This window comes from Cryptosporangium arvum DSM 44712 (assembly GCF_000585375.1).
Classification (GTDB): domain Bacteria; phylum Actinomycetota; class Actinomycetes; order Mycobacteriales; family Cryptosporangiaceae; genus Cryptosporangium; species Cryptosporangium arvum.
Genome location: NZ_KK073874.1, coordinates 4086454 through 4098102 on the forward strand (window position 1 = coordinate 4086454; position 11649 = coordinate 4098102).

The 11649-nt window shown below is 71.6% G+C and carries 14 protein-coding genes; 4 read left to right on the top strand and 10 right to left on the bottom strand.

The window, feature by feature from the left end; all coding sequences use genetic code 11:
* The first annotated feature begins 7 nt into the window (after positions 1 to 7).
* From CRYAR_RS18270 to CRYAR_RS18280, 3 genes are read left to right on the top strand one after another with little or no spacing between them, the layout of a single operon-like run.
* The gene (locus CRYAR_RS18270) at positions 8 to 625 is read left to right on the top strand and encodes a 3-oxoacid CoA-transferase subunit B (RefSeq protein WP_157018663.1); all 618 of its coding nucleotides are present in this window, start codon (positions 8 to 10) and stop codon (positions 623 to 625) included.
* The gene (locus CRYAR_RS18275) at positions 615 to 2030 is read left to right on the top strand and encodes an aldehyde dehydrogenase family protein (RefSeq protein WP_035852414.1); all 1416 of its coding nucleotides are present in this window, start codon (positions 615 to 617) and stop codon (positions 2028 to 2030) included. The genes CRYAR_RS18270 and CRYAR_RS18275 overlap by 11 nt, the downstream gene beginning before the upstream one ends.
* The gene (locus CRYAR_RS18280; protein WP_035864612.1) at positions 2027 to 2668 is read left to right on the top strand and encodes a nuclear transport factor 2 family protein; all 642 of its coding nucleotides are present in this window, start codon (positions 2027 to 2029) and stop codon (positions 2666 to 2668) included. The genes CRYAR_RS18275 and CRYAR_RS18280 overlap by 4 nt, the downstream gene beginning before the upstream one ends.
* 100 nt (positions 2669 to 2768) lie before the next feature.
* Here CRYAR_RS18280 and CRYAR_RS18285 read toward each other — a convergent pair whose 3' ends face one another.
* The 10 genes from CRYAR_RS18285 to CRYAR_RS18330 all read right to left on the bottom strand — a co-directional run bounded on the left by CRYAR_RS18285 (position 2769) and on the right by CRYAR_RS18330 (position 10505).
* Positions 2769 to 3167 carry a VOC family protein gene (locus CRYAR_RS18285; protein ID WP_035864617.1) on the bottom strand — a complete coding sequence of 133 codons (399 nt, stop codon included), beginning with the start codon at positions 3165 to 3167 and terminating at the stop codon, positions 2769 to 2771.
* 118 nt (positions 3168 to 3285) lie between these two features.
* The gene (locus CRYAR_RS18290) at positions 3286 to 3759 is read right to left on the bottom strand and encodes a S26 family signal peptidase (protein WP_051570575.1); all 474 of its coding nucleotides are present in this window, start codon (positions 3757 to 3759) and stop codon (positions 3286 to 3288) included.
* The gene (locus CRYAR_RS18295) at positions 3756 to 5585 is read right to left on the bottom strand and encodes an ABC transporter ATP-binding protein (RefSeq protein ID WP_035852415.1); all 1830 of its coding nucleotides are present in this window, start codon (positions 5583 to 5585) and stop codon (positions 3756 to 3758) included. Before CRYAR_RS18295 ends, CRYAR_RS18290 begins: the two co-directional genes overlap by 4 nt.
* On the bottom strand, positions 5582 to 6118 hold the full coding sequence (locus CRYAR_RS43270; RefSeq protein WP_051570577.1) for a TlpA family protein disulfide reductase: 537 nt from the start codon (positions 6116 to 6118) through the stop codon (positions 5582 to 5584). Before CRYAR_RS43270 ends, CRYAR_RS18295 begins: the two co-directional genes overlap by 4 nt.
* Before the next feature lie 114 nt (positions 6119 to 6232).
* The gene (locus CRYAR_RS18305) at positions 6233 to 6421 is read right to left on the bottom strand and encodes a hypothetical protein (protein ID WP_035852416.1); all 189 of its coding nucleotides are present in this window, start codon (positions 6419 to 6421) and stop codon (positions 6233 to 6235) included.
* A gap of 54 nt (positions 6422 to 6475) precedes the next feature.
* The gene (locus CRYAR_RS18310) at positions 6476 to 6703 is read right to left on the bottom strand and encodes a hypothetical protein (protein WP_035852417.1); all 228 of its coding nucleotides are present in this window, start codon (positions 6701 to 6703) and stop codon (positions 6476 to 6478) included.
* 60 nt (positions 6704 to 6763) lie between these two features.
* On the bottom strand, positions 6764 to 7555 hold the full coding sequence (locus tag CRYAR_RS18315; protein WP_035852418.1) for an AfsR/SARP family transcriptional regulator: 792 nt from the start codon (positions 7553 to 7555) through the stop codon (positions 6764 to 6766).
* Positions 7552 to 9396: an ABC transporter ATP-binding protein gene (locus CRYAR_RS18320; RefSeq protein WP_035852419.1), complete on the bottom strand. Its 1845-nt coding sequence runs from the start codon at positions 9394 to 9396 to the stop codon at positions 7552 to 7554. The genes CRYAR_RS18315 and CRYAR_RS18320 overlap by 4 nt, the downstream gene beginning before the upstream one ends.
* Positions 9393 to 9917, bottom strand: coding sequence for a TlpA family protein disulfide reductase (locus CRYAR_RS18325; protein ID WP_035852420.1), 525 nt, complete (start codon positions 9915 to 9917; stop codon positions 9393 to 9395). The genes CRYAR_RS18320 and CRYAR_RS18325 overlap by 4 nt, the downstream gene beginning before the upstream one ends.
* 42 nt (positions 9918 to 9959) lie before the next feature.
* A complete protein-coding gene (locus CRYAR_RS18330; protein WP_084700670.1) occupies positions 9960 to 10505 on the bottom strand; it encodes a MauE/DoxX family redox-associated membrane protein in 546 nt (181 codons plus the stop codon).
* A gap of 151 nt (positions 10506 to 10656) precedes the next feature.
* Here CRYAR_RS18330 and CRYAR_RS18335 point away from each other — a divergent pair, with 151 nt between their 5' ends.
* A complete protein-coding gene (locus CRYAR_RS18335) occupies positions 10657 to 11136 on the top strand; it encodes a S26 family signal peptidase (protein WP_051570579.1) in 480 nt (159 codons plus the stop codon).
* Positions 11137 to 11649 lie beyond the last annotated feature (513 nt).

Genomic DNA, 11649 nt, shown 5'->3' on the forward strand with positions numbered 1-11649 from the left:
GGACGAGATGGCCCGGGTGCTCGCACGCGACATTCCGCGCGGGGCGTACGTCAACCTCGGCATCGGTCAGCCCACGACCGTCGCCGACCATCTCCCCCCGGAGTCGGGAGTCGTCCTCCACACCGAGAACGGCATGCTCGGCATGGGACCGGCGGCGACGGGCGACGCCATCGATCCCGACCTGATCAACGCCGGCAAGTTCCCGGTGACCGAGTTGCCCGGCGCCGCGTACTTCCACCACGCCGACTCGTTCGCGATGATGCGTGGTGGCCACCTCGACCTGTGCGTCCTCGGCGCCTACCAGGTCTCGGCGTCGGGGGATCTCGCCAACTGGCACACCGGCGAGCCCGACGCGATCCCGGCGGTCGGCGGGGCGATGGACCTCGCCGTGGGCGCCAAGCGGGTCTTCGTGCTGATGTCGCTGTTCACCCGGGGCGGCGAGCCGAAGCTCGTCCGGGACTGCACGTATCCGCTCACCGCGCTGCGGTGCGTGAACCGGATCTACACCGACGTCGCCACGTTCGAGATCACCGGGGATCACGTCCTCGTCCGGGAGACGTGGGGGATCTCGTTCTCCGAGCTCCGCTCGCGCCTCGACGTCCCACTGGAGCGACATGTCCACTGAGTTCTACATCGGGGGTAGCTGGGTCGATCCGGCCGCGCCGCGGACCCTGGGCGTTCTCGACCCCGCGACCGAGGAGACGTTCGCGACGATCAGCCTCGGCACGGCCGCGGACGTCGACCGCGCGGTGGTGGCGGCGCGCGCGGCCTTCGCCACGTACTCGCAGGTCAGCGTCGAGCAACGACGGGAGTACCTGGAGCGGATCGTCGCCGGCTTCCGGGCCAGGCTGCCCGAGATCGCCCGGACGATGACACGCGAGATGGGTGCGCCGATCACGTTCTCGACGCAACGCCAGGCCACGGTGGCGCTGTTCCACTTCGAGGAGGCGGCCCGGGTACTCGCGGACTACCGCTTCGAGGAGGAGATGGGAGCCGGGATCGTGCGGCGCGAGCCGATCGGCGTCTGCGGTCTCATCACGCCGTGGAACTGGCCGCTGAACCAGGTCGCCTCGAAGGTGGCCCCGGCGCTGGCCACCGGATGCACCGTGGTGCTCAAGCCGAGCGAGATCGCGCCGCTCAGCGCGATGGTGCTCGCCGAGGTCATCCACGACGCGGGGCTGCCGCCCGGTGTGTTCAACCTCGTCAACGGCGACGGTCCGGGAGTCGGTGAGGCCATCGCGGCGCACCCCGGCATCGACATGGTCTCGCTCACCGGCTCGACCGGGGCCGGCGTCCGGGTCTCCCAGCTCGCGGCCGTGACCGTGAAGCGCGTCGCGCTCGAGCTCGGGGGCAAGTCGGCGAACATCGTCCTGCCCGACGCGGACCTGGAGTCCGCCGTCGTCGCCGGGGTGCACTCGTGCTTCACCAACGCGGGTCAGAACTGTCAGTCGCCGACGCGGATGCTCGTGCACCGCGCGCAGCGCGACGAGGCGTACGCCGCCGCGCGACGGGCGGTCGCCGAGGTCCGTCTCGGGGACCCGCTCGACGAGTCGACCACGATGGGGCCCGTCGTGAGCCGGGTGCAGCGGGAGAAGATCACCGCGCTCGTGCGGTCGGGGATCGACGAGGGCGCGACGCTCGTCGTCGGTGGCCCGGAGCGTCCCGACGGGCTCGACCAGGGGTTCTACGTCCGCCCGACCGTGTTCGGCGACGTCACGCCGGAGATGCGGATCGCGCGTGAGGAGATCTTCGGCCCGGTGCTCTCGATCCTGCTCTACGAGACCGAGGACGAGGCCGTCGAGATCGCGAACGACACGCCGTTCGGGCTGGCGGGCTTCGTGCAGTCGGCGGACCCCGACCGCGCCCGCCGGGTCGCCCACCGCATCCGGGCGGGCCGCGTCTACCTCAACGGCGCACCGTTCGACCGCAGCCTGCCGTTCGGCGGCTACAAGCAGTCGGGCAACGGGCGGGAGTTCGGACGGTTCGGGTTCGACGAGTACCTCGAGGTGAAGGCGATGATCGGGTGGTGAACGCCGACCGGCTGGCCGTCCTGCTGGACCGCGAGGAGCTCTTCGACCTGGTGCGGCGGGAACGCTTCGCCCGCGACCAGCGCCTCTTCGACGTGATGCGCGACTGCTTCCACGACGACGCCTACGTCCGGACCACCTGGTACGACGGGCACGGCGGCGCGGCCTACGTCGAGGCGACGAAGGCGTGGATGGCGAGGACCGGGAACAGCAAACACTGGGTTTTCCCCGCCTACGCGCGGGTCGCGGGCGACCGGGCCACCGTCGAGAGCCCCGCGAAGATCTTCAACCGCACCACGGTGGAGGGAGTGGAGGTCGACTTCCACGCCTACTGCCGCTTCTTCTCCCGGGCGGTCCGGGAGGAGGGACGGTGGACGCTGCTGAGCTTCGAGGTGTTGCTGGAGCGCGACGAGCTGCGTCCGGTTCACGCGGGAGAGGCGCTCCCGGTGGACGTGGCGCAGCTCGCCGGCTTCCGTCCTTCCTATCGGTTCCTGACCTGGATCCAGTCGACCCGCGGCGTGACGGTGAGCCAGGACCTGCTCGGCGACGACCGGCGGGCCGAACTCGACGCGTTCCACCGGGGCGAGACGGCCTGGCTCACCGGCACGGACAGCGGTCAGGGCCGTAGACCCCCACCGTAGGTGGCTCGCACCGTGAGGACCCCACGGCATCGGACGTCGTCGCCCGCCGCGATGACCTCGGCGCCGTAGCCACCAGGGCCGGGGCGCGGGCTCGACGTGCTCAGGTCCCGGATGACCGGCCCGTAGCGCCTGGATCGGTGCCGAGGAACTCCAGCCGGTTACCGACGGGGTCGAAGGTGTGGAATCTCCGCCGGCCCGGAATCTCCGCCGGATCCGCCCACCGAACCGGATGGTGCGCCGCGGCCAGCGCCGCCGCTACCGCGTCGACGTCCACGACGAACGCGGGATGGGCCTTCCGGGCGGGGCGGAAGTCGGCTTCGACGCCGACGTGCAGTTCCCCGTCGGGACCACCGAGGCCGGGGACGCGGAACCAGCAACCACCCCGCGCCGCCAGCAGTGGCGGCTTGTCGAGCTCCGTCCAGCCCAGCGTGCCGCTGTAGAACGCACGGAGTCGCGCTTCGCTACCGGCCGGACAGGCCACTTGGACGTGATGGATCACGAGCCTCACCTCCGTGCTCACTCTGCAGTACGGGCGTTCCCTCGTGCCGGCTGTCTCCGGCTCCGCCTCGGGGCGGGAAACTCGGGGCGGGGAAACCGGAGCCGATCGACGATCGGCGTCAGCGCGGCAACCGGCTGACCACCACCCCGAGGAGGTACTCGGCGTGGGCGTAACCGCGCACGCGGGAGTCCGCGCTGGCCGCGACGTTGTCGCCGAGCAGGAGGAACCGGCCGGGCGGCACCTCCCGGTCGGGCACGGTCGGCCGGACCACCTCGGGCACGGCGTCACCCGGCCCCGCCACCAGTCGCTTCACCATCCACGGGGCCAACGTGGACGGCCGGCCCGGCGTCGGCTTCTCGATCGTACGAGGGAACGGTCCGCCGGGCTCGGGGACGCCCCAGGCCGCCACGACGACGTCGCCGGCCCGCGCCCGAGCGAGGCGGACCCGCCGTACGAGCACCCGATCGCCGTGCGCGAAGGTCGGGACCATGCTCTCGCCGAGCACCGTCACGACGACGAACCGCCGGTGCAGCCACCACCCGGCCGCGATGCTCGTGGCGAGCAGCGCCCCGGCGACCCGCGCGACGGTCACCGCTGCGCCCCGGCCCGGGTGTAGCCGCTCGCCTGCAGGCCGAACAGGTGCGCGTAGGTACCGGCGGTCGCCATCAGTTCCCCGTGGTCGCCCTGCTCGGCGACGACGCCGTCGACCAGGACCACGATGCGGTCCGCGTCGGCCACGGCTCCGAGCCGGTGGGAGATGAGCAAGCTGGTACGGCCCGCCCGGTGACGGCGCAGCCGGGTGTGGACCTCGTACTCGGCCTCGGCGTCGAGGCCGGCGCTCGGCTCGTCGAGGACGAGCAGGTCACGCTCACCGCGCATCAGCGCCCGGGCCAGCGCCAGCCGCTGCCACTGCCCGCCGGACAACATCGTCCCGTTCGACTCGTCGTCGGACGTGTCGCCTTCCGTGAAGACCTGCGACAGCATCGTGTCGTAGCCCCGGGGCAGCGCGGCGAGCACGTCGTCGATCCCGGCGAGACGGGCCGCGTCGGTGATGCGATGCCGGTCGTCCACCGCCGCCACGTCGCCCAGACCGATGTTCTCCGCTGCGGTCAGGTCGTACTCCATGTAGTCCTGGAACAGCGCCGTGGTGCGCTGCCGCAATTCGTCGATCGCCAGGTCACGGAGGTCGACCCCGTCCCAGTGGATCGAGCCGAGGGTCGGGTCGTACAGCCGGCACAACAGCTTCACCAGCGTCGACTTGCCGGCGCCGTTGCGCCCGACGAGGGCGACGCTTGCGCCGTGCGGGATCACGAAGCTGACCCCCCGCAGAACCCAGGGCTTGTCGTCCGCGTAGCGGAACCACACGTCGCGCAGTTCGATGCCGCGACGCAACGGCGGGACCGGGACCGGCGCGACCGGCACCGGCAGGTCCGTCTCGGCCGCGAGGACCACCCGGTGGTGCGCGAACAGCAAGGCGGATTGGTGGCCGCCGGCCAGGGAACCGACGAGCCCCACCAGGGTCGCCTGCAGGCCGGCGACGGTGACGACGAACATCGACACGTCACCGACGCTCTGCTGGCCGGCCCGGGCGGCGAACACGGCCCACACCAGACCGCCTCCGGCGACGCACGCGCCGAGCAGGGCCAGGCCGCCCTGCGTGCCCAGCTCGCGCCGGTCGACGGCGCGCTGCGCGACGTCGATCGCGCGGTGTTCGGTGAGCATCCGTTCGCGCAGGAAGCGCGCGAGACCGAAGAGCCTGATCTCCTTGGCCGCGACCGGGTGCCCGAGCAGATGGCTGAAGAAGAATTCGCGCCGGGCCGTCGGGCTCATCCGCCACAGCACGGCGGCTCGACGCCGCGCGAGCCTCAGCTCCATCACCAGGACCGGCACGGCGGCAGCGAGCACGATCAGGGTCATCAGCGGGCTCACCACGGCCAGCGCCGCGATCAGCCCGACCGCGCCGAGCAGACCGGCGCCGGCCCCGAGTACCTCTCCGCACAGCTCGCCGGGTGCCCGGCCGCCGTTGCCGGCCATCCGTAGCCGGTCCAGGAACGGCGGGTCCTCGAACCGGCGCAGGCCGGCCTGCCGTTCGACCGCCCGGTAGAGCTCGTCGAGGGCCCGGACGGTGCTCCGCCGGCCGACCTCCGCCTGCGCGTACCTGGTGGCGTGCGGCAGCACCCCGGCGGCGATGCCCACCGCACCCAGTCCGGCGACGAACACGAGCAACTCGCCGGTGTCCAGGGACGTCACGATGCCGTCGATCGTCGCCCGGGTCAGCCACGCGGTCAGGGCCGGCGCGGCGGCGCTGAGCACGGCGACGACGACCGCACCGGCCAGCTGGGCCGGTGCGGCCAGCCACGCCAGCCGGAAGGCGGCGGCGACCGTGCGCGCCACCGGTTCGGTGGTCGCCTCGCTCATACGGCCGGCACGGCCAGCCGGTCCACCGACGACGCGTCGCTGACCAGGAGCCGGCCGTCACCGTCGAGCTGGAACACGGTCGGGTAGCCGGTGACACCGAACGCCCGCTTCACGACGCCACCGGTGACGTCCTCGACGACCACCCGAGCCGCCGGGGACAGCCGGTCGACGTACCCGGCCGCCTCCTCCGGCGTACCGACGACGACGGCGAGGGCGCTCTGCCGGCCGCCGGGGAGACGCTCCGCGTAGGACACGAACTTCGGCAGGAGGGCTTCGCACGGCGTGCAGCCGGGGCTGAAGAACCCGATCACGGCACCGTGGGGGAGCTCGTTCCGGAGCAGCGGACGCCCGTCGGTGTCGGTGGTGGTGAACGCCTCGATCTGCGCGCCGACCGGCAGAGCCCGCGGGCCCGGCAGACCACCGGGCGGGGTGTCGCCCTGCTCGCGCAGACGCCGGATGACTCCGAAGAGCAGCAGCAGGTTCAGCAGGGTCAGCGCGTTGGTGACGGCGAGCGCGGCGACGACGTAGGTCACGTCGGAGGTCCCTTCTGCCGGTGGATACGAACTAGCCGGCCGCAGGTGCAGCGGCCGGCTAGTCAGGCTGGTGCGCCGGAACCGCGACGAAGGACGGCGCCGGCGGATCTCGGATCAGCAGTAGTAGTCATGGCACTTGCCGATGTACCACTCGCTGCAGCTCCCGGCGCAGTACCGGTTGTCCTGCCGGTAGAACGAGCCGTAGCAGTGCACGCACCGGTACTCCATCTCGGCCAGCGCGGTGGTCCGTGGGACGACGACGGAAAGGAGGCGGTCCGCCAGCTTGACGACGGTATTGATCACGGGGTTGCTCCGTTCGACGATCCGATTTCCCGGAAAGGCAGTTCAGAAGCTCGCTCAGCAGCACCCTGGTGACGTGCTGTACGGCGTCGAGTAGCAGGAGTTCTCCCGCATCGCGAAGCAGTACTGACCGCCGGACACGTACTTGTTCCAGTAATAGACACAGCTACTGCCGCCGCAGGCGGTGTAGGCGTGCCGGCACATGATGCCGCAGGCGGACGCCCGTGCCTTGGGCAGCATGGCCGCGAGCATGGTGTCGCCCATCCTGGTGAGAAGTCTGGCCATGATGGTCCTTCCGCCGCTGAGACCGACGCCGTGTCGGCAGGGGCACCCTGACACGTGTCTTTAACGTTCCGCTAACGATGTGCTATCGGCCCGGGGGCGGCGGATCGCGCCGATCAGGCGGCTGATGCGTACTCCCGGAGCGGTGCCCAGATCTCCGGCGAGGATCCGGCAGAGCTGGTCGTGCACCGCGAGCGCGGACGCGAAGTCGCCGCGCTCCAGATGAGCACTGATCAGGTGCTCCCAGGCGCGCTCCCGGTAGGGCGTCAGCTGCACCAGGGACTGCATCGCGTCGATGACGGCATCGTGCTCGCCGAGCGCGAGACGCGCTTCCGCGAGGTCCTCGGTGGCCCGCCGGCGACGTTCGTCCAGCGACGCGGCGACCGCGGCCACCCAGGGGGAGGAGAGGTCGGTACACGCGTCCCCGCGCCAGAGCAGCAGAGCCTGCTCCAGTGCGGCCGCGCGCCGCGCCGCGCCGGACGGGAGCGGGCTGTTCCTGGCCTGCCGCACGAGGTTCTCGAAGGCGTCGAGATCCGTGGTGGCGTCCGGCGCGCAGAGCACGTAGCCGGGGCGTCGGGTGCGCACGACCCGCGCCGCCCTCGGCCCGCCGAGCCGCACCAGCCCCTGGCGGAGCGCGCAGACGTGCCCCTGCAGTTTGGTCGTCGCCGTCGCCGGTGGATCGTCGCCCCAGATCGCCTCCAGCAGACGGGGGACACCGACGACGGTGCCGACGTCCAGCGCGAGCGTCGCGATCAGGGCACGGCGGCCGGGTCCGCCGAGCGCGAGCGGCTGCCCGGCGACGGTGACCTCGATCGGGCCGAGCACCGACACCTGTACCAGCCCGGCGGTGCTCACGGCGCGATCCGATCGGCGCGCGTGTCGTCGTATCCGGAGGCTTGCAGGCGGAAGAGGTCGGCGTAGTGGCCGCCGCACGCCATGAGCTCCCGATGGGTGCCCAGCTCGGTGATCCGTCCCTCCTGGAGCACGGCGATGGCGGTAGCGTCGCGCACGGTGTTCAGGCGGTGGGAGATGAGGAGGCTGGTCCGCTTCTCCCGGAGCGCGGTGAGCCGCCGATGGACCTCGTGTTCGGCCTCGACGTCGAGGCCCGCGGACGGCTCGTCGAGGACCAGGACGTCGGCCTCCACACGCAGTGCCGCCCGGGCGAGGGCGATCCGTTGCCACTGGCCACCGGAGAGCACGACGCCGGTGCTGCGGAAGCCCGCGTCGTCGTCGGAGAAGGCGCGGGTCAGCAGGGTGTCGTAGCCCCGGGGGAGCTTCCGGAGCGTGTCGTCCAAACCGGCGGTGTCCGCCGCTGCACGCACCCGGTCGGTGTCGTCGAGCCCGTCCAGGTCTCCGAGGGCGATGTTCTCGTGCGCCGACAGGTCGTAGGTCATGAAGTCCTGGAAGGCGGCGCCGATGCGGGCCCGCACCGACGCCGGATCGTAGGTGCTGATGTCGACGCCGTCCCAGCGAACGACGCCGCGGGTCGGTCCGTAGAAGCCGCAGAGCAGTTTCACCACCGTCGACTTCCCGGCGCCGTTGCTCCCGACCAGGGCCAGCGACGTGCCGCGCGGGATCCGGAGCGTCAGGCCACGCAGCACCCAGTCGTGATCGGCCGCGTACCGGAACCAGACGTCGTCGAACTCCAGCGCGTCGCGCAGCCGGGGAGCGGGCGGGAGGGAGGAGGCGGCCGCGGATCGGCGTGCTCCGGCGGTGACGTCCACGTAGTGCCCGAACATGATCAGGGTCTCTCCGAGGTTGGCGATCTGCTGCACCAGGCTGGACACCGACATCTGGAGTGCGCCCAGCGCAGCGATCACGACGACGAGGTCGCCGATGGTGGCCCGTCCGCCGGCGACCTCCCGGACGAACACTCCGAGCGCGGCCAGCGACACCAGCCCGGTCAGCGCGGCCAGTCCGCTGTCGACGCCCAGCGCGAGCCGGTCCTGCTCCCGTTCCTGGCGCTGCGCCGAGCGGAGCTCACGGATCATCCGGCCGCGGAAGAACCCACTCAGGCCGAACAGCCGGATTTCCTTGGCGGCGCGCATGTCCAGGAGGAGCGCGGCGTAGAAGGCCTGGCGACGGAAGATCGGTGCGACCCGCTCCATCATGGCGCCGCGGAGCCGGGCCAGCCGGGCCTGGGCGACGAACGTCGGCACGGTGGCGAGAAGAATGAGCAGACCGACCACCCAGGACCAGCGCAGCAGCGGAACCGCGAACCCCACGATCGTGATCACGTCCTGACCGACGCCGAGGAAGACCATGCTCAGCTGGGCGGGCGCGAACTGGCTGGCCTCGCGGGCGAGGCGGAGGCGGTCGTGGTAGGTGCTGTCCTCGAGCTCGGTCAGGCCGGGATTCGCCGACACGGCGCTGAACAGCTCGACCTGTGTCCGTACCGTCACCCGTCGTTCGGTCTCCGAGCGCACGTATCCGGAGAGATGGGAGACCACCGGCGTCACGACCGCGAGCGCTCCGAAGCCGAGCACGCCGGCCCAGATCCGGGTGCTGTCCTGAGCGGACAGCCCGTCGACGATCGCGCGGGTGGACCAGGCCACGGCCACCGGTGCCAGGCCGGCAACCACCATCACACCGACGCTCACCGCGGCGGCCCACGGCGCCGCTCCGACGTAGATCCCCAGCGCGCGCCGGAAGATCGTCGCGGCCCGGCGGATCCCTCGCGCCGACCGGGGGGTCATCCGTCACCCAGCACGTCGCTCAGTTCGTGGCCTCTGCGCGTGAGCCGGCCGTCCGCGTCGAAGAGCAGGAAGCTGGGCGTCGCCGTCTCGCCGAAGACCGCCGTCAGGTAACCCGGGTCGCTCTCGGTGACGAGGGTTCCGGTCTTCTCGAGCACGGGGCTGAGGTTGTCGGCCCGGCCCTCGGACACGGTCAGCACACTGACCACCCGGGTGCCGTCACCGGTGAGTTCGTCCGCGCGCGACGCCAGGCGCGCGGCCTGCGCCGGGCAGTGCGAACAGCCGGTGGAGAAGAACGCGACGAGTGCGGGGCCGCCCGCGAGGTCGTCGCGGCTCAGCCCGTCGTCGCCGGTGCTGAAGTCCGGGATGGTCGCTCCGACCGGTAACCCGGTGTCCGGAGGGGTGCGGAGGTCGATCAGGGCCGCCTCGGTCTCACGCAGGCGGCGGATGATCGCCGCGCTGAGCACGAGGTCGACGAGAACGAGGGCCGTCAAGACGGCCACGATCACGGAGAGGATTGCCATGCGGAGCCCCGTTCGAAGACGTGCCGCAGCGCCCGGACCGGGTCAGGAAGGCGAGGCCGGGCGGCGGAAGAGCCAGAGCAACTCGTCGAGCCAGACGAGGGACGCGACGAGGAATCCGGCGGCTGCGAACGCGACGATCAGCTGAGCCGCCGGCAGGCCGGTCACTCGCTCGGTCGAGGTGGTCACGGCACCGCCGAGTGCGACGAGGGAAGCGGCAGCGAGAACACCGCTCCGCGCCACGTGACGTCGGGCGACCGGGGTGCTGGACACCCCGAAGCAGTGGCAGCCGGTGGTGGCGCGCCGCCCCACGGCGACGGACAGCGCGGCGGTGAAGCCGCCGAAGAGAAGGGTGGCTCCGGCCAGCCCGGCGACGAGGCCGCCGGGCCACACGAGGGCACCGAGCACCGCCGCCTCGGCCACCACGGCCAGTGCGGCCAGTGGAGGCGCCCAGCGGCCGGGAACGACCCGGAGTGCACCGAGCCCGCCGACGAAATCGCGGAAATCGCCACGGCTGCGGAGTTTGCTGAAGAGGGATACCGAAAGAACCCCGATGACCACTAGTGCCACCGTGGCGACAACGACGCGCATGAGGCCCCCCGTGGGCCAATAGTCGGTGCGGACAAACGCGAGTCGAACTGTTTTGGCAACCTACGGAGATTCGAAACGTACGCGTTGTTAACGTTAACGTCAACCAATTGCGGAAGCGCTCCGGCGATCGGTGCGCGAGGAGGTGGAGCCATTGTGGACGACGAAGTCCGCGGTCCGCGCGGTGCTGCCGACGGCCCTGGCGGCGACGCTGGGTGTCCTCGTCGGAGGCACTCTGGTGGCGCGCCGGCGATTGCTCGTGATCGACGTCGTCGGCGACAGCATGTCGCCGGTCTACGACCACGGTGACCGGCTCCTGGTCCGCCGGACCCGTCGGTTCCGGGTCGGCGACGTGGTGATCGCCCATCATCAGGTCGGTGGCCGGCGAACGCTGCCACCCGGATCACTGGCGACGAGTTGGCTGGTCAAGACGTTGGCGGCGCTGCCAGGAGATGCCGTGCCGCCCTCCGTCGCCGCCGCGGTCGGCAGTGACCGGCTGATCGTGCCGCCCGGTTCGGTGGTTCTGCTCGGCGCGCACCCGGCGAGTGCGGACTCGCGACTGTGGGGATTGGTCCCGGCCGAGGACCTCGCCGGTGTGGTGATCACCCGGCTGGGTTCCGCGCCGTCGCCCTGATCGACGGTGGTGCCGAGCGGCGGAGGTGGTTCGGGCGCGTACCGCGGTTCGCACCGGAGTCGTCGGGCCGATGTGAGCGTTACCAATCGAGGATTGCGCCGAGCCCTCTCAGCCGGTCAACCACGACCGCACTCGCCTTTCCGGATGGCCCGGCCGTCCCGGCCGAAAACTATTCGCCTGTCCGAATCGGCGGCGTCGGCGGCGCCGATTCCCGTTCAGCGCCGGACCTACCGGTACGGCCCGGTTCCCGCGTTCGTGCCGGGCCGGGATCACGGTCTGCGCGCGACCGCCCGTGGACCGCGCTGTTCGGGCTGGGCTGTTCGTCCGGTCCGGCGAGGCGGTCTCCGGCGCCTCGCCGGCCGGGGCGGACCGGGCCGTCACCGCCCGCGTAGGCGCACCAACGCGAAGACATGAAGTGCCATCGCCCGGTCCAGCTCGGTTCCCTCGCCGCTGTGACGGCGGAGCGTGTCGCACGCGTCGCCTAGATCTCGACGGCCGCGATGACGTCGAAAC